Genomic DNA, 23,524 nt, shown 5'->3' with positions numbered 1-23,524 from the left:
GTGAATCGTCTTACGCAGTGCGGACAGGGTGAATCCAGCGAGCTGATTAATGTATTTTCATGTGTATATCCAAGCCCCGTTTCTGCTTAAAGGACTTGCCGCAGTGTTCACAGACAAAATTCCTCTGATCGGAGTGTGTTTGCATATGCCTAGTTAAAGCCTCTTTATCAACGCAGCCGAGCCCGCACTTTTCACATAAAAGAGGCTTAATTCCAGCGTGAAGCATCATATGCTTATTAAGGTTGCCTTTTTGCGAAAAATCCGCAGCACACAAAGTGCACTGATAAGGCTTCTCGCCGTTATGACGTCTAACATGAAGATTGGTCAGACTAGGCCTTGAGAAAATTTTCTGGCAATAAGGGCAGATTTTTGGATCGGGTGGTACATTCGGAATTGCAGACGAAGGGCCGGGAACTGCCTCACGTTGAGGTGTTGCTTGTGGATCAGGAGATGCAGGACCATCATTCGTCGGGGTGCCGATGGGGGGCAAAGGTGTCAACACTATCTCGTCCAAACTGGCAGGAGGGTGTAAATTTTCAACCAAGCCCAAAAAAGACGTTATTTCGCTCACAGAGCCAATTGAACTCACACTGGAGAGCTGCGAGTCCAAATCTCCTTCAAGTAGTGCCTCATTAACAGTTGGATTCGGAGCCGGTGGCACCACCGGCGCAATATACTCAGTTTGTTGCATCCTGGATGCCACATTGCGGTCACCTTGGAGTGCCGCTTTCGTGCGTATTTTAACGCCTGCGTCCTCAGCATCCTCGCGTGCGCGCTTCACCCGCCCATCCAGATCCACATACCCCACCGGCGAATTGTCGACAAACCGATAAAAATTCACCCCATCCACCGCCCCCGCCGGGTCCGGGTTGATCCAGCGACTCAACCATGGCGCGTAGTAGCGGAACCCGTAGTAATAAAGCCCCGTCGCATCGCGTTCCTTGCCTGAATATCGAATAGTCTTGTAGGCCCCAGTCTGGTCGCGATGGTCTTCACTCGCCGTGCCGCCAAAGGGGTAATAGTCTTCACGGCTTTGTACGTTGCCCTGTTCATCCACTTCCACAGTGCCGGACCCCAGGTGATCGGTCAGGTGATAACGCAGGGGATGCGCCGGTGCATCGGCCCCGTGAATCCACGTGACCCTATTACGTCCAGCGTCGAGGTCGAGCACTTGGTATTGCTCGCCAGTCGGACGCCGATGCAGTTCCAGCCCGGGCAGGTAACGAACTTCGGCAAACACGGCGGTCGCGTTGGTCAGCGCGGTACGCACCTTGCGTAGCCGTTTACCGCCACCGCCGTAGATGTAGCGCTCGATGTCGTCCGCTTCGTTTTCGCGCACCACCGGCGATACGCTGGCCAACTGGTTGCGCAAGTCCCAGCTCATCTCCTGACCCCGCTTCAGGTATTGGAGGTTGCCGTTGGCGTCGAAATGGCTGGGGAAATCGACGGGCTGGTCGTCGTCGATCAGGCTGCGGTTGCTGTCCGGGGCCACTAGCCAACGCCGAGTAAAATCCTGTGCGCCCACATGCCGCAACTCGGTCATGTTGCCGCCCGCGTCATAGCCATACGCTTCACGATAATTGAGAATCGCACCGGGACTGGCAGCTTCCCAACCGGTGGCGCTGATGAGCTGGCTTAACGTGTCGTAGGTATAAACGCGCTGCGGGTCGATGCGTTGATTTTTGAAGTACCGAATCGGCAAGGCGTGATCATCGATTTGCACGATGTTACCCACCGGATCTACGGAGTAACGCAGGTCCTGCAACGGCTCGGCGTTGGGCAACCCGGCAGACAAACGCTCCAGCCGACCGTCACTGAGGGCGTACTCGGCCAAGTTGACCACACCATTTCCGGCGGTCTCCCGCTCGACCTTGCCCGCCGGGTTATAGCGGATGTCCCGCACCAGACATTGGCCCGGCGCTGGCGTGTTAGCCGGTTGCAACCAGCCCTGGCTAAGTTGCCCGCCTACCGAGTAGAGGAAATGGCGAAAGTGGCCATGGGCGTCGGTCAGGCTCAACAGATCCCCCAACGGTGAATACGCCCAGCGACTGGCCAGCCCCGGCTCACCCTCCAGCAAAGCATCACGAGCAGCAACGTCCAGTGGCCAGTCGGGTGAATCAAGCGTTTGCAGAAAATGGCTGACCTCACACTGCGACCGCCCCAGCAGATCGTATTCCGTCATGTGCCGGGTGCCGGCCGGATCGTCATGACGAACTACCCGCCCGCATTGATTGGTATCACTCGATTCAACGCCGCCATACTCGAAACGCTCCACCACCCGCCCTTGCTCGCTCACCGCCACCGTGCGCAACGAGGTGTCATATTCAATATCAGCCCGATGACCCCGCCCATTCCAGCCCGCCAGCACCTGATCCGCTTCGCCATACAGCGATAACCGCCAGCCGGCATCGACGCTGTCACTGGCCAGGACCTTGCCAGACAAACTGGCGCACTGCCCCAATGCCGGCACACTCAACCGCGCATCCCATTGCTCCGCTAGGCGCCCCACACCATCGAACACCTGGCGCGTCGCCCGCGCCGCCACCGCCTGGTCAACTTCTTCGCGCCAGTACAGCACATTACGCACATCTATCCCTCGCGGATCAGCGGCCCCTAGAGTGGGAGTCGTGTGATGAAGCCCGAATATGTCCATCGAGATAAACTGCACCTAACGGTACAGAGTGTCTACTGACACAAATGACAGTCTGAACACATCCGGTTCTCGAAACGCCATACAGATGCATGAGTCGCACTGTGATCCAATCGACACGCCCGCATGGGCACTCAACAAGTGAGGTGATGGCCAAGTAGATCTGGGGCGAGTTGAAGCCGTTTTTTTCCGGAGCTGAGTGCGGTCCGGATTCATGAGATTTGCACCAGCGGTTGCATCTACCGCGGCGAGTGAAAACGCACTATAAAAAGCCAGCCAACATGCTGGTTTTTTGTGCTCGTTATTTTCACTTAAAACTTTGCACTTAGATATCTCAATCAGATTATGTTGGCGCACGCGAATGAATCCTTTTAATGTGTGCCAGTAAATTTTCATTTCTGGTGTACCGTCTTGCGCAGTGCTGACAGTTGAATCCAGCAAGCGGATCATGTGTTTTCATGTGTTTTCATGTGTGAATCCAAGCCCCGCTTCTGCTTAAAGGAACTGTTGCAAAGTTCACAGTGAAAGTTCCTCTGCGTGGAGTGTGTTTGCATATGTCTTGTAAGAGCGGTTTTATCAACGCAGCCGAGCCCGCAATTTTTACATGAAAAAAGCTTAATGCCATCGTGATTCATCAGATGCTTTTTAAGGTTGCCTTTTTGCGAAAAACCTGCAGAACACAAAGTGCACTTGTAAGGTTTCTCGCCGGTATGACTTCTTTCATGGATCTTGGTCAGACTAGGCCTTGGAAAAGTTCTCTGGCAATAAGGGCAGATTTTTGGATCGGGTGGTACATTCGGAATTGCAGACGAAGGGCCGGGAACTGCCTCACGTTGAGGTGTTGCTTGTGGATCAGTAGATACAGGACCATCATTCGTCGGGGTGCCGATGGGGGGCAAAGGCGCCAACTCTATTTCTTCAACCGCTATTGGTGGCGACTGATCACCTGCCAACTCCAGAAAAGCCTTCTCCTCTCGGACCGTCGCTCGGGCCTGTCGTGCTCGTGCCTGCGACCGTTTGCGCGCCTGTCCATGTACTCGAGCCAGCACTTGTGCCTCCGCTTGCGCTTGCAACTCCGCTTGCTCGAGCTCTCTTGCCTCGATTATGGATGCTGTCTCCCGATCCCTCTCGTGCTGACCTCTGGAGCGCAGTTCTCCACCTGCTTCGAAAAACTCCCCACGCGTTTGTTTGATCAGCCCATCTGCGTCCACGTGACCAATGGGTGAATTGTCAACAAACCCATAAAAATTCAACCCATCCACCGCCCCCGCCGGATCCGGGTTGATCCAGCGACTCAACCATGGCGCGTAGTAGCGAAACCCGTAGTAATACAACCCTGTCGCATCACGCTCCTTGCCTGAATATCGAATGGTCTTGTAAGCGCCCGCCTGATCGCTGTGGTCTTCCCACGCCGTGCCACCAAAGGGGTAATAGGCTTCGCGGCTTTGTACGTTGGTGTGTTCATCCAATTCCAGGGTGCCGGAACCCAGGTGGTCGGTCAGGTGATAACGCAGGGGATGCGCCGGTGCATCAGGCCCGTGAATCCACGTGACCCTATTACGTCCTGCGTCGAGGTCGAGCACTTGGTATTGTTCACCAGTCGGACGCCGATGCAGTTCCAGCCCGGGCAGGTAACGAACTTCGGCAAACACGGCGGTCGCGTTGGTCAGCGCGGTACGCACCTTGCGCAACCGCTTGCCGCCCCCACCGTAGATATAGCGTTCGGTGTCGTCGTCCTCTTCCTCCCTCACCACCGGCGAAACGCTGGCCAACTGATTGCGCAGGTCCCAGCTCATGGTCTGACCGCGCTGGAGGAATTGCAGGTTGCCGTTGGCGTCGAACTGGCTGGGGAAATCCACTGACTGGTCGTCATCAATCAGACTGCGGTTACTGTCGGGCGCCACGGCCCAGAGGCGGGTGAAGGATTGGGCACCGACATGCCGCAGTTCAGTCATGTTACCGCCCGCGTCATAGCCATACGCTTCACGATAATTGAGAATCGCACCGGGACTGGCAGCTTCCCAACCGGTGGCGCTGATGAGCTGGCCCAAGGTGTCGTAGACGTATAAGCGCTGCGGGTCGATGCGTTGATTTTTGAAGTAGCGGATCGGCAAGGCGTGATCATCGATCTGTACGATGCTGCCCACCGGGTCGACCGTGTAACGCAGGTCCTGCAACGGCTCGGCATTGGGCAACCCGGCAGACAGGCGCTCCAGCCGACCGTCACTGAGGGCGTAATCGGCGACGGTGACAACACCGTTTCCGGCGGTCTCCCGCTCGACCTTGCCGTTGGGGTTGTAGCGGATGTCCCGCACCAGACATTGGCCGGGCGCTGGCGTGTTAGCCGGTTGCAGCCAGCCCTGGCTAAGTTGCCCGCCTACCGAGTAGATGAAATGGCGACAGTGGCCGTGGGCATCGGTCAGGCTCAACAAATCCCCCAACGGTGAATACGCCCAGCGACTGGCCAGCCCCGGCTCACCCTCCAGCAAAGCATCACGAGCAGCAACGTCCAGTGGCCAGTCGGGTGAATCAAGCGTTTGCAGAAAATGGCTGACCTCGCACTGCGACCGCCCCAGCAGATCGTATTCACTCATGTGTCGCGTACCGGCCGGGTCATCGTGACGCACCACACGCCCGCATTGATTGGCATCACTCGATTCAACGCCGCCGTACTCGAAGCGCTCCACCACCCGCCCTTGCTCGCTCACCGCCACCGTGCGCAACGAGGTGTCATATTCAATATCAGCCCGATGACCCCGCCCATTCCAGCCCGCCAGCACCTGATCCGCTTCGCCATACTGCGATACACGCCAGCCGGCATCGACGCTATCACTGGCCAAAACCTTTCCAGACAAGCTCGAATACTGCCCCAGCGCCGCGACAGTCAACCGCGCATCCCATTGCTCCGCCAACCGCCCTGCCCCATCAAACACCTGCCGCGTCGACCGCGCCGCCGCAGCCTGTCCGACTTCCTCCCGCCAGTACGCCACTCCGCGCACGCCCAGCCCCCGGGGGTCGATGACCGACAGGCTGGGTGTGTGCTGATGCAACTCGACCGTGTTCATCAAGTCTCAATACCACTCTGTGCCGAATAGCGTCTACTGACACAAATGATAGGTATGCAGGGGAAGTGAAACCGTTGCTGCCAGAATTAGTGCTAGTTCGAATTATTGATGTGAAAGCGTGGTGGCGTCTGCTGTTGTGAGTGGCCACCGGAGAGCAGAAACCATCTTACGAGCAGGTGTAATGCTCTCGCGTTACGTCTGAAACGCAAAAAATCACTATGCCAGTCAAGAGTGAAATTTTTTGACGTGTACCTCCAGGTTAACTTCAGTACTAAATGATGCATGACAATCGCCCGTGGTGCACCAGAGGGGTACTCCATGAGAGTAGGCATGCCTATCTCGTTCGGGCTTTCTCAAAAATGTTTTTGGGCATTTTGGGCATTCATACGGTTTTTCTCCGGAGTGAGTCTTCAAATGTTGACGTAATCGGGAATTCAATTTGAACGAAAGTTCACACATGCCACACTTGTACGGTCTCTCATCTGAATGCACCGATTTGTGAGCATTGAGGTTTCCACGAACTGAAAACGCCCAGCCACATATCTCGCACTCATATGGCTTCTCACCGGTATGAGTTTTCAAATGAACATCAAGACTTTGTCTAAACGCATAACGCTTGTCACACGAACCGCATTTAAAAGGTTTCTCTCCGGTATGCGTGCGTACATGAGCCGTCAGGTTTTCACGCCGCTTGAATACTCTTTGACATGTCTCACACTTCAAGATCGATGCCGATCGACGTGAAGCATTCGATGTCCCTGGCTCCGGAGGAACGTCAGACGGCTGCGGTGTGGAATCAGGTGTGTTTAATTCAGATTCTCGCGAGTTGCCGGACGCCATATTTGCCGGAGGTGGGTCAGACGGCTGCGGTGTGGGATCAGGTGTGCTTAATTCAGATTCTCGCGTATCACCTGATTGCGCATTTTCCGGGCCAGGCAGATAAAGTAATTCATCCGGCAAATCCCAATCCTCATCGTCACTATCCAATCCGTCCCTATCTATCCTGACCATGGGTGAGTTGCGTACAAAACGATAAAAATTCAACCCATCCACCGCCCCCGCCGGATCCGGATTGATCCAGCGACTCAACCACGGTGCGTAGTAGCGGAACCCGTAGTAATACAAACCCGTCGTATCACGCTCCTTGCCTGAATATCGAATGGTCTTGTAAGCGCCCGCCTGATCGCTGTGGTCTTCCCACGCCGTGCCACCAAACGGGTAATAGTCTTCACGACTTTGCACGTTGCCCAGTCCGTCCACTTCCAAAGTGCCAGACCCCAGGTGGTCGGTCAGGTGATAACGCAGGGGATGGTCCGGTGCATCAGCCCCGTGAATCCACGTGACCCTATTACGCCCTGCGTCGAGGTCGAGCACTTGGTATTGCTCGCCAGTCGGACGCCGATGCAGTTCCAGGCCGGACAAATAACGAACTTCGGCGGTCACGGTGGTCGCGCTGGTCAGCGCGGTACGCACCTTGCGCAACCGCTTACCGCCCCCACCGTAGATATAGCGTTCGGTGTCGTCGTCCTCTTCCTCCCTCACCACCGGCGAAACGCTGGCCAGCTGATTGCGCAAGTCCCAACTCATGGTCTGACCGCGCTGGAGGTATCGCAGGTTGCCGTTGGCGTCGAACTGGCTGGGGAAATCCACCGGTTGGTCGTCATCAATAAGGCTGCGGTTGCTGTCAGGGGCCACGGCCCAGCGGCGGGTAAAGGCTTGCGCGCCGGCATGCTGCAGTTCAGTCATGTTACCGCCCGCGTCGTAGTCATACGCTTCGCGATAATTGAGGATCGCACCGGGACTGGCAGCTTCCCAACCGGTGGCGCTGATGAGCTGGCCCAAAGTGTCGTAAACGTATAAGCGCTGCGGGTCGATGCGTTGATTTTTGAAGTACCGGATCGGCAAGGCATGATCATCGATTTGCACGATGTTGCCCACCGGGTCTACGGAGTAACGCAAGTCCTGCAACGGCTCGGCGTTGGGCAACCCGGCAGACAGGCGCTCCAGCCGACCGTCACTGAGCGCGTACTCGGCGACGGTGACTACACCATTTCCGGCGGTCTCCCGCTCGACCTTGCCGTTGGGGTTGTAGCGGATGTCCCACACCAGACATTGGCCGGGTGCTGGCGTGTTAGCCGGTTGCAACCAGCCCTGGCTAAGTTGCCCGCCTACCGAGTAGATGAAATGCCGACAGTGGCCGTGGGCATCGGTCAGGCTCAACAGATCCCCCAACGGTGAATACGCCCAGCGACTGGCCAACCCCGGCTCGCCCTCCAGCAACGCATCACGCGCAGGCACCTCCAGCGGCCAGTCGGGTGAATCAAGCGTTTGTAAAAAATGGCTGACCTCGCACTGCGACCGCCCCGAGAGATCGTACTCGGTCATGTGCCGGGTGCCAGCCGGGTCGTCGTGACGAACCACTCGCCCACATTGATTGGCCGCGCTGGCATCAACGCCGCCATACTCGAAGCGCTCCACCACCCGCCCTTGCTCGGTGACCGCCACCGTACGCATCAACGTGTCGTATTCAATATCACCCTGGCTACCGCGACCGTCCCAGCCCGCCAGCACCTGATCCGCTTCGCCATACAGCGATACCCGCCAGCCGGCATCGACGCTGTCACTGGCCAGGACCTTGCCAGACAAACTGGCGCGCTGCCCCACCGCCGGCACACTCAACCGCGCATCCCATTGCTCCGCCAGCCGTCCTGCCCCATCGAACACCTGCCGCGTCGCCCGCGTCGCCGCAGCCTGCCCGACCTCGTCCCGCCAGTACGCCACGCCGCGCACGCCCAGCCCCCGCGAATCAATGACCGACAGGCTGGGTGTGTGCTGATGCAACTCGACCGTGTTCATCGAGTCTCAATACCACCCTGTGCCGAACAGCGTCTACTGACACAAATGACAGGTGTGCCTATGCTCTTCGGCTTTCACCCCGCCATAAGGATGCGATCATGAGTGACTGGCCGCTGGCTCAAACCTATCGTTTCAACGGGCATAACGTTCGCTATGCGGTGCGGGGCGACGGCCCGCCGCTGGTGTTCGTGCATGGCACGCCGTTCTCGTCCTTCGTGTGGCACCGCATCGTGCCGCATTTCATCTGCTCGCACCGGGTGTATTACTTTGACCTGCTGGGGTACGGGCAGTCCGAGAAGATTGACGGCGATGTGTCGCTGGGCGTGCAGAACCACCTGTTGGCGCAGTTGCTGGATCACTGGGGCCTGGATAGCCCGGACGTGGTGGCCCACGATTTCGGTGGCGCCACGGTGCTGCGCACGCATTTGCTCAACGGCAAGGACTACCGCAGCCTGACGCTGATCGACCCGGTGGCCCTGACGCCCTGGGGTTCACCGTTCGTGCGGCATGTGCGCCAGCATGAGGCCGCGTTCACCGGCCTGCCGGACTACATCCAGCGCGCCATTGTGCCCGCGTACATTCGCGGCGCGATCAAGCGTGATATCAGCGACGCCGAGCTCGCCCCCTACGTTCAACCCTGGTTGGGCGAGTCGGGCCAGGCGGGTTTCTACCGGCAGATCGCACAGATGGACGAGCGGTACACCCACGAAGTCGAGCCCCTGTACCCGACCATCCGCTGCCCGGTGCAGATTCTCTGGGGCGAAGATGACCAATGGATCCCCCTCGAGCGTGGGCGCGCCTTGCAGCAGTTGATAGCCGGCTCGCAGTTTCATCCGGTGCCCAACGCCGGGCACCTGGTCCAGGAGGATGCCCCGGAAGCCATCGTTGCCGCCCTGCTGCGCTTCCTGCCGCTGGCCGGCAATGGCTCTACCGCGCTACCGTAGAACAAACCCGCCCGATGAAAAAGGACACGCCCGATGCATATCGTCAACGCCCGTCTGCGTAACCAGGAAGGCCTGCATGAACTGCACCTGGAAAACGGTCTGATCAGTCACATTTCCCGTCAGACCGAAGCGCACACCCTGGGCCCTGAAGATCTGGACGCCGGGGGCAACCTGGTGGTGCCGCCTTTCGTCGAGCCCCACATTCACCTCGACGCCACACTGACAGCCGGCGAGCCGCGCTGGAACATGAGCGGCACGCTGTTCGAAGGCATCGAGTGCTGGGGTGAGCGCAAGGTGACGATCACCGCGCAAGACACCAAGGCTCGCGCCAGGAAAACCCTCCAGGCGCTGGCCGCCCACGGCATACAACATGTACGCACCCACGTGGATGTCACCGATCCGCAGCTCACTGCGCTGAAAGCCCTGCTCGAGGTGCGCGAGGAAAGCCGGCACCTGGTCGACATGCAGATCGTCGCCTTTCCCCAGGAAGGCATCGAGTCGTACCGCAATGGCCGCGAGCTGATGGAAGAAGCGATTCGCCTGGGCGCCGATGTGGTCGGCGGGATCCCGCATTTCGAGTACACCCGCGACCAGGGTGTGAGTTCGGTGAAGTTCCTGATGGACCTGGCCGAACGCACCGGTTGCCTGGTAGACGTGCATTGCGATGAAACCGACGACCCGCATTCACGCTTTCTCGAAGTGCTGGCCGAAGAAGCGCGCAGCCGCGACATGGGGTCCCGGGTCACGGCCAGCCATACCACGGCCATGGGCTCCTACGACAATGCCTATTGCGCCAAGCTGTTCCGCCTGCTCGGGCACTCAGGCATCAGCTTTGTCTCTTGCCCCACCGAAAGCATCCACCTGCAAGGACGGTTCGATACCTTCCCGAAACGTCGCGGCGTGACGCGGGTGAACGAGTTGCTCGAAGCGGGGATGAACGTGTGCTTCGGCCAGGACTCGATCGTCGATCCCTGGTACCCGCTGGGCAACGGCAACATCCTGCGTGTGCTCGAGGCCGGCCTGCATATCTGCCACATGCTCGGTTACCGCAATTTGCAGAGTGCCCTGGATCTGGTCACCGATAACAGCGCCCGGGCGCTGAACCTGGGCGAGCGTTATGGGCTGGAGCCCGGGCGGCCGGCGAACCTGTTGATTCTGTCGGCGGACAGCGATTACGAAGTGATCCGCAGCCAAGGGTTGCCGTTGTATTCGGTGCGTGGGGGGAAGGTGTTGATGAAGCGGGAGATGGCGGTGGTGGAGTTTTTGGGGTGATCCGGGATAGGCGTTGACTGGACAAGAAGCTCGCGAGCAGGCTCGCTTGTATGTTTAGACTTGAAGGGGTGGGGTGGGACTACAGACTCGATTCTGACTCTGACCAGTACAGACCGTGGGAGACTTCTCCTCCCACCCCTTCTACCCAAAGCGCCGATAAGGAATTCATCGGTTAACCGACGATAGAGACAAGCCAGCGCAACGGTAGACCCCAACAAGCACCTAAACCCTAGCTCCGAGGATTTGTTATGACAATCCTTACTTCGCAAACGGTTGTCGGTATCGATGTCGCCAAGGCCGAGATCGTTGTCTACCGCGCTGATCAGCAAACCCTTGAATCCATTAAAAACGAGCGAGCAGCCCTCAAACGTTGGCTTAAAACGCTGCCAGCTCAAAGTGCCATAGCACTTGAAGCCACCAACATTTACCACTTGGACACGGTCGAGCTGGCTCACGAAATGGGCCACCAGGTCTACGTAGTGGATGCTTATCGTGTGAGCCATTACCGCCGTGGAGTCGGTCAAAGAGCCAAGAATGATCCCTGCGATGCACGCTTGCTGGCGCGTTACCTGGAGAGCGAACAAAGCAAATTGCGGATCTGGACCCCGCCGCCCAAAGCCTACAGCACACTGAAGAGCCTTCTTCACAGGCGGGCAACGCTGATCAAGAACCATACTGGGCTGATGTTGAGTTGGACCAGTGAACCTCTGTTGAAAAAGCTACAAACCGCTCAACAGAAGGCATTCAAGCAGGCAGATCAGGCTATCCAGAAACTGCTGCGCAAGGTCAGTAAGGAGGCAGGAATTGAGGAAAATATCGAGCGCTGCAAAGCCATAGAAGGCGTTGGAGAGCTAACTGCAACGGGGTTGGCGGCGACCTATATACGGGGAGATTTTGCGAACGGCGATGCATTCATCGCGTTTCTAGGGATGGACTTGGCGGTCGATGACTCCGGCAAGAAAAATGGGCTGCGATCCCTGACCAAAAAAGGGGATCCGGAGGTGCGTCGTTTGGCTTACAACGCGGCAATGGCGGCGTGTCGCTCGGCCAAATGGAAGCCGTTTTACGAGGCATATCTGGTCAGAGGCTTCTCGAAAACCCAGGCCTTGGTAGCTTTGGCCCGAAAGCTCTGCCGAGTGGCATTCGCCCTGATGAAAAATCAGAGCGAATACCTGTCAGCTTGAGAATTCAAGCTTGTCGGGCAACATAGAATCTCCCACATTGGATTTGTGATCGACGCCCCCCTGTAGGAGCGAGCTTGAACTGGTCAAGTAATCTTGGACACTGATTACGGTTCACGCCGCCAATCTTTCCTTCACGACCGGCGACCTGTAGTCGTTATAGCTGTGAGGCCTGCTGATGTTGTAGCGCGAGACATAGCGCTGCACATCTGCCCGGGCCTCATGCTCCAGTTTGTAGCCCGTTTCAGGCACCCACTCGGACTTCAAACTACCAAAGAAACGCTCCATCGGGGCATTGTCCCAGCACTCGCCTTTACGGCTCATACTTTGCCTGAACCGATGTTTCACAAGCGCATTTCGGAATTTATGGCTGGTGTACTGGCAACCTTGATCAGAATGAAACAACACATCCTGGGGATGGCCGCGCAGCTCAACCGCCATGCGTAGCGCTTCGCAGGTCAGGTTGGCATCAGAAATCATCGAAAACGACCACCCTACGATCCTGCGAGCGTACAGATCCAAAACGGCGGCGAAGTACATCCACCGCTTGCCGACCTTGATGTATGTCACGTCGCCACACCACACCTGATTAACCGCCGTCACATCAAATTTTCGCTTGAGCACGTGCGGCGCCACCAAGGCCTCCACACCCGGCGACTTGTACTTATGGCGCCGGCGCTGACGACTAGCGATGCCAGCTTCGCGCATCAAACTGCGAGCCATATAACGCCCGATACGATGCCCTTTGGCTTGTAGCTCCTTGGACAAAGTACGTGCGCCGGCCGACTCTCTGGACGCCTTGTGGTGCCTGACCAACGCGGCTTTGAGCTTGTCCCGTTCAGGATTTGCTCTGCCTTGGCGCTGGCGCCAGGCGTAAAAGCTACTGCGGTTGCCCCCAAACGCCCGGCAACACTTTTTAACGCCGTACTGCTCGCCCAGCTCATCGATCAGCGTGAATGATCTTTGGCGTCCAAAAGCAGGAGAGCACTGGCCTTTTTTAGGATTTCGATATCCAGGTCTTTCTCTCTGAGCAGAGCTTTGAGTCTCTGGATTTCTCGTTGATCAGCGGTAATCGCCTTGGCCCCCACCGGAGTCGAGCCCAAGCGCTCTTTTTGCACTTGATCAACCCAACGGCGCAGGGCTGTGGGGCCGATATCCAGGCTGGCACAGACTTCGGTAACCGGCTGACCTTCATCCAACACCATGCTGGCAGCCTTGAGCTTGAACTCACTCGAATAGGATTTACGCATATCCAAACACCTCAGATTTGGGCGCTATCATAGCGCCCGATTGAAGTGTCCAAAATCATTAGGCCAGTTCAGCCTGCTCGCGATGGGTTCCCAAAGCTCAACGCATCAACCGCGCCGTCCCAAACAGACTCACCCGCCCCAACTCCCCATCCACCTCCTCCAGCAAAATCGGCGCCGTGCCCCCGGGCATCACCACCTTCACCTCCCCGGCCGCCACCCAGCCCACCCGCCATGCCGCGCAGGCCACCGCCGTGGCGCTGGTGCCGGACGACGCCGTCGGCCCTTCGCCGCGCTCGAACACCCGGGCGGCAATTCGGCCCTCTGCCTCGCGCATCGCCCATTGCAGGTTGATGCCCGCCGGGCACGGCCGCCCTGCCCCCGTCGGCATGGCGTAGGCGATCTGCATCAGGCCTTCGTTCAGGTCCGCCTGGCGCATCTGCTCATTGGTGGGCAAGGCGCTCGCCTGCTCCACCAGCGTCACGCAGTGGGGGTTGCCGACGCGGACGAACTGGCTGCATTGCCAGGCGGGGTTCAACGCCGCCAGCGGTTGCACATGGCTGACATCACGAGCATTGAACATCACCTCGCCGGTGTTCTGTGCACTGACCGCCGCCGGGCCGAAGCCGGGTTTGCCCAGGTCCAGCCAGAACCCCGACACGCCCTCGACCTGCGCGGCCTTCACCGAGGTTTCCCCGGGCGACGCCGTATCGGCCTTGTCATGATGAACCCGCAGCAAACAGGCTTCGTCCTGTGGCAGCAGTCCCTGGTCGGTGAGGGCCTGGGAGAAAATCGTCAGGCCATTGCCGCTACGCTCGGCCAGGGTGCCGTCGGTGTTGACGATCAACAGGTCGAACGGCGGCGCCGCTTGAAACGGGCCGACCAGCAGCCCGTCACTGCGGTGCGCCTTACCGCCTGCCGGTTGCGTGCCCGGTGCCCAGGCACAGAACGCCTCGATGGCCAGTGGAGCCCAGGCCGCACGGGTCTGCGCCGCCTGGCTGGCCAGCACCGGCACATCAATACCGGCAGCGCGCACTGCGTCCGGTGCCACCACCGCATAAATATTGCCGCGCGCATCGTAAAACGGCGTCATCTCGCCTCCTGTCCACCGATCAAAACCGACAACATATCGCGAAATGTCACCTGGCTGTGCAAGGATGTCGACCTGCCTCTGAGGCGCATCACAAGGACGCGGGTCGAACCTCACTGCTCGGCTATTGTCCCTTGCCGACGAGGATGTATTTTTACCAGGGATCGATATGACCAGCCTCAACACCCAGACCACCTTCGTGCCTGGACGTCTGCAACAGATGGCCACGCGCGTGGCTTTTTTTATTGCCGGTTTCGGCATCGCCGCCTGGGCGCCGCTGGTGCCCTATGCCAAGGCCCGGGCCGCACTGGATGAAGGTACGCTCGGTTTGCTGTTGTTGTGCCTGGGTGTCGGCTCGATTTTGGCGATGCCGGTCGCTGGCGCGTTGTCGGCGCGCTTGGGTTGTCGGCGCGTGATGATCGGCGGCACGCTGCTGATATGCACCGCCCTGCCCCTGCTGGCAACGGTGTCGGCGATGCCGGCACTGATCGCGGCGCTGTTCATGTTCGGCGCGGGCCTGGGCACGGTGGACTCTACGGTGAACCTGCAAGCCGTGGTCGTTGAACGGGCCAGCGGCAAAACCATGATGTCGGGCTTCCACGGGATGTTCAGCCTCGGCGGGATCGTCGGCGCGGCGGGTGTCAGCGGTTTGCTCGGTTTTGGCCTGTCGCCGTTGGCCGCCATGCTGGTGGTCGTGGTGGTGCTGATCGCTGCGCTGGTCAAGGCCGCGCCGCACATGTTGCCCTACGGCAGCGAAAGCTCGGGACCGGCGTTTGCGGTGCCCAAGGGCATTGTGCTGTTTATCGGCGGCATGTGTTGCATCGTGTTCCTCGCCGAAGGCGCGGCACTGGATTGGAGCGCGGTATTCCTGGTGCAGGAGCGCGGTATCGACACCGCCTACGCCGGCCTCGGTTATGCCGCGTTTGCCTTGACCATGACCGTCGGCCGCCTGACCGGCGACGCCATCGTGCGCCGCCTCGGCGCGACGCGGGTGATCGTGTGCGGCGGGCTGCTGGCGGCCGCCGGGCTGCTGCTGGCGACCTTTGCCCCCGATTGGGAGTTGGCGCTGGTGGGCTACGCCATGCTCGGCGCCGGATGCTCGAACATCGTGCCGGTGTTGTACACAGCCGTAGGCAAGCAGACCGTCATGCCCGAAAGCATCGCCGTGCCGGCCATTACCACCCTCGGTTATGCGGGCATCCTGGCCGGGCCGGCCGTGATCGGTTTCATCGCCCACGGCAGCAGCCTGAGTTTTGCCTTTGGGTTGATGGCCGTGTTGCTGGTAGCGGTGGCCGTTGGGGGGCGGGTGTTGAAGGTCTGATGTCCCGTGGTGTCTGGATGTCCATCGCGGGCAAGCCCGCTCCTACAGGGGCGGAGCGGGCTTGCCCGCGATGGTCGTTAACGATGACGCTGGTTGTCTGGGGCCCCGCGGTGTTTGAGCTACCATCGCGAGCATGCTCGCTCCTACAGGAGCGGCGGTGTTTTTGTGGGAGCGGGCCTGTCGAGGCGTCGAACCGTGGCGACAGGGTCAACGCGATCAGTCAGAACCCCACGCTGGCCTGCACGAAGAACGTTCGCGGCGTACCCACGTACATCCCCGCATTGTTGTCGCTGGAACGGGTGAAATACTGCTTGTCGAACACGTTCTTCACGCCGGCGCCCAGTTTCAGGTTCGACAGTTGCGGACCAAAGTCATAACCGCCGCGCACGTTCCAGGTGACGTAGCCCGGAATGTCCCCGTACCGGCCATCGGCGGTCCCTTCGGTGATGTAGTTGTTGGTGAAGCTGCCGTTGCCGTTCACCGAAACACCCGGTGAGCGCTGCTTGGACTGGGCGAAGGCATCGACGTTGTAGGTCCAGCGATCGATGTCGTAACGCAGGCCGGCGGTGGCCACCTGGCGCGAGTAGAACGGAAGGTCGCGGCCCTTGAAGGCAGGAATCTCGCCTTCATACACAGCGCGGGTGTAGGTGAAACCGGCGTTGGCGGTCAGGCCATCGAGGCGCGGATCGAGGGCCGCCATGTCGTAATGCACCGAGGCCTCGATGCCTTGGTGCGTGGTCGCGCCCAGGTTGGTCCAACCGGCATCGTTGCTGATGTATTGCAGTTCCTTGTCGAAGTCGATGTAGAACAGCGTCACTTCACCGCCCCACACGTCATCGTTGTAACGCGTACCCACCTCGTAGGTCTTGGCCTTTTCCGGCTCCAGGCCATTGGCCGTGCTGTCACCCGAACCGCCCTGGCCGAGCTGAAAATATTGCAGGCTGCCGAACGACGTCTCGTAGTTGGCGAACAGCTTCCACGCGTCGGAGAGGTGATACATCACGCTCAACGCTGGCAGCGGCTCGTTGCTTTCGATGCTGCGATTCTTTTCCGGCACGCGTTTGCCCGCCGCATCAAGCACCGGGCGGTCGTGCCAGTCGGTGCTGATGTGTTCAAAACGAATGCCCGGCGTGATGGTCCAGTTGCCAACGTCGATCTTGTTATCGACATACACCGAGTTGGCCTCGGTGCCGCCAGTACGGTCCTGATAGACATGACCGTCCGACGTCGGGGTCGCCACCGGAGTGTTGTTGACCAGTGCCAGTCGAGTGGCCTGCTCATGCATCGCTTCCTTGAGGTAGCGATAACCAACGCTCACCTCCTGGGTGGTCGGGCCGACGTCGAACACATGGGACACCCGCGGCTCGATGCCGAAGGTGTAATACGTCCGCGGGAACGAGCCAATGGTCTTCTGATCGAGGGCGGCGATGTTGCTGCCGCGGAAGCTGTCGGTGTAGTACGTCAGCACTTCGGCCTGGGTGCGATCGTCGATCTGGCGAATCCACTTGAACGAAATGTCCTTGCGGCGCCCGCTGAAATTGTCGTTGTTGCGATCGGACTGGAACGGATTGGCATCGTACTGCGCCTGGGTCAAGCCGCCGGGCATGTCTGCACTGGCATCGTAGTAATGCAGGTTGAGGCTGAAATCGTCGACGTCAGTCGGCGCCCAGTGGGTCTTGAGCAATACGTCGTCGATGTCGTTGCCATTGTTGCGTTCACGGTAACCGTTGCCGTTGACGCCCGAGTACAGCAGCGCCACACCGATGCCGTTGTCAGCGGTGCCACCGACGAACGCTGTGTCGATGTGCTTCCAGCCGCCGTGCCGGGAGGTTTCCAGGGTGGTGCCGATCTCAGCCGAGGCTTTTTCCGGAATGGCGCGGGTCACGAAGTTGATCACACCACCAACGTTCTGCGGTCCGTAGCGTACCGAACCGGCACCGCGTACCACGTCGATGCTGTCGAGGTTGCCGGAGGAAATCGGCGCCATGGACAACTGCGGCTGGCCGTACGGGGCGAACGCCGCCGGCACACCGTCGATCAATACGGTGGAGCGTGGCGACAGCCGCGACGTCAGGCCGCGCACACCGACGTTCAGGGAAATATCACTCCCGCCCGTACCGTTGGCTTCCTGCACCTGCACGCCGGGTACGCGCTTGAGCACATCGCCGACGTTCATCGCGCCCTGCTCGACCATGGCTTCACGACGAATCACCGTACGGGCGCCGGGGTGATTCTGCACCACGGCGGCGTCGGCATCGCCGAGCCAGTCACCGACTACCTTGATGTCCGTCACGCCCAGTTCCAGCGGACCATTGGCGGCGGAAGTCGGCGCCGGTGTCAGGGTCACCGAACCTTCGTCGATCTGGTATTCAAGGCCACTGCCTTGCAGCAACTGGCGCAGGGCCTGTTCCGGCGAAAGATTGCCGTCCACCGCCGGGGCCTGTTTGCCGGCGACCAGTTCCGGGCTGAAGAACACTTGCAACGAAGTCTGCTGACCCAGCTCGCTCAAGGCCTGGCCCAGGGGTTGCGCCGGAATGTGGATGGCATCGGCGGCAAACGCCTGGGGCAACGCAAGGTTGACCGCCAGCGCGAGCGCCAGCGGCAGCGGCAGCGGCAGCCAAGGGCATTTGTTGTTTTTGGCAGTGGAGTTTTTCACGTCGAACAGTGTCCTGTGAGCGCAAGAGAGTGCGTCTGTTAATGCAAACCAGTTGCAGTTGGACAAGAAGACGATGTACTCGAAAAAAACCTGAATCTATTTTGAAATTATTTCCTCGCTGCCATCAGGGCGCGTACGCACGGCCACCGGCAGGATGTTCGGCAGGGCCTTGAGCAAGGCTTCGGTATTGTCGGACTTGAACACGCTGGTCAGGCGCAACTGCCCGACTTTGTCGTCGCTGATGGTCAGCGGATTCTCGCGATAACGCGACACCTCCTCGACGACTTCGCGGAGGCTGGCGTTGTTGAACACCAGTTTGCCGCTGCGCCAGGCGGTCAGCTCCGCCGGGTTGACGGCATAGGCCGGGGCGACGTTTCCATGGGCATCCACCCGCGTCCCCAGGCCGGCGGAAAGCGAGACGAAAGCATCGCCTGGCGCTTCACGCCCCTGGACCCTGACCGTACCCTGCTCGACGACGACCCGCGTATCACGGGGACCGCGCCGCACATCGAAGCGCGTGCCGGTGACTGTGACCTTGCCTGCGCCCGACTCGACCACGAACGGACGATCACTGTCATGGGCGACGTTGAACATGGCCTCGCCTTCGGTCAGCTCGATACCGCGCCGGCCTTTCTCAAACCGCACCTGAAGACGGCTGCGGCTGTTGAGGTCGATCACCGAACCGTCCGGCAATGCCACCTGGCGGCGCTCGCCCAGCGCCGTGGCAAACTCGGCGGAGTACGTTGCGGATTGATTCAGACCACTAAAAAGGCCCAGCCCGAGCGCCACTGCCAGCACACTGGCCGCCACCGCATACCGCAAGATTGGACGACGCTTGCTGCGTTGCGGCGGTGCTTCGCACAAGGCGTGCAGGCGCGCAGGCGGCAGCAAGTCTGCCGCCGACCACAGACCCTGGAGCAATTGAAATTCGTCCCGGTGCTGCGGGTGTTCATGCAGCCATCGCTCGAACTCCAGATGTTCCTCGATGCTCACGGCCGGTTCCCGAAGACGCACAAACCACCGCGCCGCCTCATCGCGAACCGTTGTTTGCCCGCACGCGCAGTTATCCATCATGGAAGTTCCTGTGTGGCTGGGGATGAAAATGCGTTGCCGCTCATGATTGCAGTCCGTCGAGGCGGTCGCGCAGATGCCGCAGGGTGCGGATCATATACTTTTCCACCATGTTCCTGGACAGTCCCAGGCGTTCGGCGATTTCCGCCTGGGTCAGGCCTTCGATCTTCTGCCAGACGAACACCTTGCGGCAATTGATCGGCAGCTCGGCAAGGGCACGCTCGATGGAATCAGCCAACTGGACCGCATGCATGAAATGCTCCGGGTCGCCTGACGACGACACACTTTCATCGATTGCCTCGGACTCCCTGGCGCCCCGCCGATCCTCACGCCGATAACCATCTACCGCGATGTTGCGCGCGGTCTGGTGCAGATAGGCCCGGGGCTGCTGCACCGCACCCGAATCGGACTCGAGCACGCGCACAAAGGTGTCGTGGGCCAGATCCTCGGCCTGCTGACGATTTCTCAGGCGACGGGTCCAGGTGCCAACCAACTCTTCGTAATGCTCGAAAAAGCCGTGTCTGCGGGGCAGCTTGGGGATCATTGCGATGTGCTGTGAAGACGGGGCGTGAATAGTAATGTTTCCTATTAACTGGAATCAATGGCCACCCGGCAGGCGCCACACAACCCGTTTGCGCGGCAGATCAGCGGGAACAGTTGATTTAGGCACGCAGGCAAAGGATTCTGGCAGGCATACAACAAGAGCCCGCTACAGCCTGTAGCAAAGTGCGGTAATGCCAGTCATCGGTTTTTGCCCGGGAATACAGTCATGTTCACCTCCATCGCCGCACTTAAAAAACAACCCCTCGCCCGCCTCGCGCTGGCCATTGCCCTGGGCTTGCCCGCCTGGGCCGACAACGCCCTCGCCCACGGCGGCCATGCCGAAATGGTGCCGCTGCAAGCAGGCCTCGAAGCATTCGGCGCCTCGGTCAAGTGGGACGATTACGCCGACCTGTTCGTGATTGCCAAAGATGGCGTGTACCTCAAGGTCAAACCAGGCAGCAAGGTGGCGATGCTCAACGGCAAGCGCATGGAGCTGACGGTCCCGGTGGTGTTCAAGGGCAAGACCGCCTACATGTCCAAGGACTTCATCAACCAGGTGTTCCAGTCCGGCCTGGACAAGACCTTTGTCGTCGAAACCCGGCCGAACCCGCTCAACCCGTTGAGCGCGGACGAGATCAACAGCGCGGTCAACATCGTCAAGCAATCGGCCCATTACCAGCCGGGGTTCCGTTTCACGGAAGTGTCGGTCAAGGAGCCGCCAAAGGAACAGGTTTGGAATTTCGCCCTGAGCGGGCAGAAAGTCACGCAGCCACGTCAGGCCAACATTGTGGTGCTGGACGGCAAACACGTGATCGAAGCCCTGGTCGACCTCGACAGCAAGACCCTCAGGTCATGGACGCCGATCGAAGGCGCCCATGGCATGGTCCTGCTCGACGACTTCGCCACCGTGCAAGCGGCCATCGAGGCCAGTCCCGATTATGCCCAGGCATTGGCCAAGCGTGGCATCAACGATGTGAAGCAGGTGGTAGCCACTCCCCTGACCGTAGGCTACTTCGACGGCAAGGACGGGCTGACGCAAGACAAGCGCCTGCTGAAAATCGTCAGCTACCTCAATACCGGGGACGGCAACTACTGGGCACACCCGATCGAGGGCCTGGTGGCGGTGGTTGACCTGGAGCAGAAGAAGCTGATCAAGATCGAAGACCACGGCGTGATTCCGGTACCAATGAAACCCACGCCGTATGATGGGCGCGGCCGCAAGGGCGTGGCGGTCAAACCGCTGGAGATCACCGAGCCGGAAGGGAAAAACTACACCATTACCGGCAACAGCATTCACTGGCAGAACTGGGACTTCCACGTACGCCTCGACTCCCGGGTCGGGCCGATCCTGTCCACTGTCACCTATGACGACAAGGGCAAGAAACGCAAGATCATGTACGAAGGCTCGCTGGGCGGCATGATCGTGCCTTACGGCGATCCGGATGGCGGCTGGTACTTCAAGGCCTACCTGGACTCGGGCGAATACGGCATGGGCACGCTCACCTCACCGATTGCCCGGGGCAAGGACGCGCCGCAAAACGCCGTGCTGCTGGATGCGACCATCGCCGACTACACCGGCGCGCCGACCTCGATCCCGCGTGCCATGGCCGTGTTCGAACGCTACGCCGGACCGGAATACAAACACCAGGAAATGGGCCAGCCCAACCTCAGCACCGAGCGACGCGAGTTGGTGGTGCGCTGGATCAGCACCGTGGGCAACTACGACTACATCTTCGACTGGGTCTTCCAGCAGAACGGCACCATCGGCATAGACGCCGGGGCCACGGGTATCGAGGCGGTCAAGGGTGTGAAGTCCAAAACCATGCACGAAGCCACCGCCAAGGAAGACACACGCTACGGCACCCTGCTGGACCACAACATCGTCGGCACCACCCACCAGCACATCTACAACTTCCGCCTCGACATGGACGTCGATGGCGAGAACAACTCGCTGGTGGAAGTGAACCCGGTGATTGCGCCCAACGATCGTGACGGGCCGCGCACCAGTACCATGCAGACCGAAACACGCGTGGTCGGCACCGAGCAACAGGCGGCGCAGAAGTTCGACCCCTCGACCATTCGCCTGCTGAGCAACCCGGCCAAGGAAAACAAGGTCGGCAACCCGGTGTCCTACCAGTTGATACCGTACGCTGGCGGCACGCACCCGGTGGCCAAGGGTGCCAACTTCGGCAAGGATGAATGGCTCTACCACCGCCTGAGCTTCATGGACAAGCAACTGTGGGTGACGCGCTACAACCCCGAGGAAAAATACCCGGAAGGCAAATACCCGAATCGCTCGGACAAGGACTCGGGCCTGGGCCAGTTCACCCATGACAACCAGTCCATCGAGAACAGCGACGACGTGGTCTGGCTGACCACCGGCACCACCCACGTCGCCCGTGCCGAGGAATGGCCGATCATGCCGACCGAGTGGGTGCATGTATTGCTCAAGCCGTGGAACTTCTTCGACGAAACCCCGACGCTGAACCTAAACGCCCCGGACTGACACACCAACCCCCCTGTAGGAGCGAGCATGCTCGCGATGGTAGTCCAGACACCGCGGGGCGTCAGACAGCCAGTGTCATCGTTGACGACCATCGCGAGCATGCTCGCTCCTACAGGCGTTCGGGCAAGGGATCAGGCATGCTGCTTGCGATACTCACCCGGCGCAACGCCGAAGCGGGTCTTGAACGCGGTGGAGAAGTAGCTCGAATCCGAGAACCCCCAGGAATACCCCAGCACTGACAGCTTCTGTTCCTTGCCCGATTGGCGCAGGGATTCAGCGCACAGATCCAGGCGGCGGTTCTTGATGTAGCGGGCCACCACCAGGCCCTTTTTGGCGAACATCCGGTACAGGCCACGGGTGGACATGCCGACTTCCCGGGCCAACCATTCCGGGCACAGCTCCTCGGAGCGGATGTGCTGATCGATGAAACTCAGGGTCTTGCGAAAGGCGCGCTCGTGAGGGTCCGCGCTCTCTTCAGCCTGGCTGATCGCCGGGCGCAGCAGGCTGACAATCGCTTCCAGCGTCGCTTCGCTTTCGGTCTGGCTGAGGCTTCGCTGATGCGTGGCATCCAGAATCAACCGATGCGAGAGCATGGCAATTGGCGAGCTCGCGGCAATCCGGTGACCGCACCTGACCTGGTTGAAACGCAGGGTCTGCTCCACCAGTTGCGATGGCAGGATCAACGACAACTGCCGCGAGTTTTCGCTGTAGGTGAAGTCACTGGGGCGCGAGGCGTCGATCAGGGTGATGTCGCCTGCCGTCAACAGCACCTTGTCGTTGCCCTGGGCCATGCCGGCGCTGCCGTCGAGCTGGAACACGGCGAAGTACTTGCCACCCTCGCCCGCCGCGACTTCCTGAGGCGTGCGATACAGCCGCGCCTGGCGGGCGTCGACAAAGCTGAGCTTCAGCGCGCCATCCCGGTGTTCGCGGATCTGCCCGGCGAAGGCATCGCCCAGCGGTTGCGCATTAAAAGCGCCACAAATCTGGTTGATCTGATGAATCCACTGATCGAAACCATCACGGCGCTGTGCAATTGAAGAAATCATGTCGGGCCTCACGCAGGCTTGTTTTTATTATCTACGCCAATCCACGGGTTCTCCTGAACAGTGTTTCTTCCTGACA

14 protein-coding genes and 1 pseudogene are annotated in these 23,524 nt (G+C 59.7%); 6 read left to right on the top strand and 9 right to left on the bottom strand.

The genetic code is table 11. The features are described 5' to 3' along the window. Positions 1–46: 46 nt before the first annotated feature. Positions 47–2,587: an RHS repeat-associated core domain-containing protein gene (locus tag AB4O36_RS05710; RefSeq protein ID WP_460141215.1), complete on the bottom strand. Its 2,541-nt coding sequence runs from the start codon at positions 2,585–2,587 to the stop codon at positions 47–49. A 200-nt stretch (positions 2,588–2,787) separates the two neighbouring features. On the opposite strand from AB4O36_RS05710, the pseudogene AB4O36_RS05705 reads away from it, so the two are divergent. Then, positions 2,788–2,905, top strand: a pseudogene (locus AB4O36_RS05705) (6-carboxytetrahydropterin synthase); the annotation flags it as partial. A gap of 191 nt (positions 2,906–3,096) precedes the next feature. On the opposite strand, the gene AB4O36_RS05700 reads toward AB4O36_RS05705, so the two are convergent. Further along, complete coding sequence (locus AB4O36_RS05700) at positions 3,097–5,715, bottom strand: RHS repeat-associated core domain-containing protein (protein ID WP_460141214.1); 2,619 nt, start codon at positions 5,713–5,715, stop codon at positions 3,097–3,099. 225 nt (positions 5,716–5,940) lie between these two features. After that, positions 5,941–8,571: an RHS repeat-associated core domain-containing protein gene (locus tag AB4O36_RS05695; protein ID WP_460141213.1), complete on the bottom strand. Its 2,631-nt coding sequence runs from the start codon at positions 8,569–8,571 to the stop codon at positions 5,941–5,943. A gap of 98 nt (positions 8,572–8,669) precedes the next feature. Here AB4O36_RS05695 and AB4O36_RS05690 point away from each other — a divergent pair, with 98 nt between their 5' ends. The 3 genes from AB4O36_RS05690 (at position 8,670) to AB4O36_RS05680 (ending at position 11,971) form a co-directional block, all read left to right on the top strand. Next, complete coding sequence (locus AB4O36_RS05690) at positions 8,670–9,515, top strand: alpha/beta fold hydrolase (RefSeq protein WP_460141212.1); 846 nt, start codon at positions 8,670–8,672, stop codon at positions 9,513–9,515. 33 nt (positions 9,516–9,548) lie between these two features. Next, complete coding sequence (codA, locus tag AB4O36_RS05685; protein WP_460141211.1) at positions 9,549–10,787, top strand: cytosine deaminase; 1,239 nt, start codon at positions 9,549–9,551, stop codon at positions 10,785–10,787. Between the two features lie 248 nt (positions 10,788–11,035). Further along, positions 11,036–11,971: an IS110 family transposase gene (locus AB4O36_RS05680; RefSeq protein ID WP_460121494.1), complete on the top strand. Its 936-nt coding sequence runs from the start codon at positions 11,036–11,038 to the stop codon at positions 11,969–11,971. Positions 11,972–12,082: 111 nt separating this feature from the next. Here the strand turns inward: AB4O36_RS05680 and AB4O36_RS05675 are convergent. Beyond that, a protein-coding gene (locus AB4O36_RS05675) for an IS3 family transposase (RefSeq protein WP_460140388.1) occupies positions 12,083–13,218 on the bottom strand; the annotation gives its coding sequence in 2 pieces (ribosomal slippage) (positions 12,083–12,969 and positions 12,969–13,218; 1,137 coding nt in all). Positions 13,219–13,315: 97 nt separating this feature from the next. After that, complete coding sequence (locus AB4O36_RS05670) at positions 13,316–14,308, bottom strand: diaminopimelate epimerase (protein WP_460141210.1); 993 nt, start codon at positions 14,306–14,308, stop codon at positions 13,316–13,318. A gap of 166 nt (positions 14,309–14,474) precedes the next feature. On the opposite strand from AB4O36_RS05670, the gene AB4O36_RS05665 reads away from it, so the two are divergent. After that, positions 14,475–15,626 (top strand): MFS transporter, encoded by a 1,152-nt coding sequence (locus AB4O36_RS05665; RefSeq protein WP_460122351.1) that lies wholly within the window; start codon positions 14,475–14,477, stop codon positions 15,624–15,626. Positions 15,627–15,846: 220 nt separating this feature from the next. Here the strand turns inward: AB4O36_RS05665 and AB4O36_RS05660 are convergent, their stop codons facing one another. The 3 genes from AB4O36_RS05660 to AB4O36_RS05650 form a co-directional block, all read right to left on the bottom strand. Then, complete coding sequence (locus tag AB4O36_RS05660; protein WP_460141209.1) at positions 15,847–18,282, bottom strand: TonB-dependent siderophore receptor; 2,436 nt, start codon at positions 18,280–18,282, stop codon at positions 15,847–15,849. A 96-nt stretch (positions 18,283–18,378) separates the two neighbouring features. Beyond that, positions 18,379–19,356 carry a FecR family protein gene (locus AB4O36_RS05655; RefSeq protein ID WP_460141208.1) on the bottom strand — a complete coding sequence of 326 codons (978 nt, stop codon included), beginning with the start codon at positions 19,354–19,356 and terminating at the stop codon, positions 18,379–18,381. Between the two features lie 40 nt (positions 19,357–19,396). After that, on the bottom strand, positions 19,397–19,897 hold the full coding sequence (locus tag AB4O36_RS05650) for a sigma-70 family RNA polymerase sigma factor (protein ID WP_460122345.1): 501 nt from the start codon (positions 19,895–19,897) through the stop codon (positions 19,397–19,399). 225 nt (positions 19,898–20,122) lie between these two features. On the opposite strand from AB4O36_RS05650, the gene tynA reads away from it, so the two are divergent. Next, positions 20,123–22,402, top strand: a complete 2,280-nt coding sequence (gene tynA, locus AB4O36_RS05645; RefSeq protein ID WP_460141207.1) for a primary-amine oxidase — start codon at positions 20,123–20,125, stop codon at positions 22,400–22,402. A 131-nt stretch (positions 22,403–22,533) separates the two neighbouring features. Here tynA and feaR read toward each other — a convergent pair whose 3' ends face one another. Next, positions 22,534–23,448 (bottom strand): transcriptional regulator FeaR, encoded by a 915-nt coding sequence (feaR, locus tag AB4O36_RS05640; protein WP_460141206.1) that lies wholly within the window; start codon positions 23,446–23,448, stop codon positions 22,534–22,536. Positions 23,449–23,524 lie beyond the last annotated feature (76 nt).

It is taken from the genome of Pseudomonas sp. S2_E01, from assembly GCF_054668365.1.
This window is presented reverse-complemented; position numbering and strand designations above follow the sequence as displayed.

What these genes read in the sequence shown, in the direction of transcription:
- AB4O36_RS05700 (WP_460141214.1), bottom strand. Translation starts at nt 5,715, where the DNA reads ATGAACACGGTCGAGTTGCATCAGCACACACCCAGCCTGTCGGTCATC.
- AB4O36_RS05665 (WP_460122351.1), top strand. Translation starts at nt 14,475, where the DNA reads ATGACCAGCCTCAACACCCAGACCACCTTCGTGCCTGGACGTCTGCAA.
- AB4O36_RS05690 (WP_460141212.1), top strand. Translation starts at nt 8,670, where the DNA reads ATGAGTGACTGGCCGCTGGCTCAAACCTATCGTTTCAACGGGCATAAC.
- AB4O36_RS05655 (WP_460141208.1), bottom strand. Translation starts at nt 19,356, where the DNA reads ATGATGGATAACTGCGCGTGCGGGCAAACAACGGTTCGCGATGAGGCG.
- tynA (WP_460141207.1), top strand. Translation starts at nt 20,123, where the DNA reads ATGTTCACCTCCATCGCCGCACTTAAAAAACAACCCCTCGCCCGCCTC.
- codA (WP_460141211.1), top strand. Translation starts at nt 9,549, where the DNA reads ATGCATATCGTCAACGCCCGTCTGCGTAACCAGGAAGGCCTGCATGAA.
- AB4O36_RS05680 (WP_460121494.1), top strand. Translation starts at nt 11,036, where the DNA reads ATGACAATCCTTACTTCGCAAACGGTTGTCGGTATCGATGTCGCCAAG.
- AB4O36_RS05650 (WP_460122345.1), bottom strand. Translation starts at nt 19,897, where the DNA reads ATGATCCCCAAGCTGCCCCGCAGACACGGCTTTTTCGAGCATTACGAA.
- AB4O36_RS05670 (WP_460141210.1), bottom strand. Translation starts at nt 14,308, where the DNA reads ATGACGCCGTTTTACGATGCGCGCGGCAATATTTATGCGGTGGTGGCA.
- AB4O36_RS05695 (WP_460141213.1), bottom strand. Translation starts at nt 8,571, where the DNA reads ATGAACACGGTCGAGTTGCATCAGCACACACCCAGCCTGTCGGTCATT.
- feaR (WP_460141206.1), bottom strand. Translation starts at nt 23,448, where the DNA reads ATGATTTCTTCAATTGCACAGCGCCGTGATGGTTTCGATCAGTGGATT.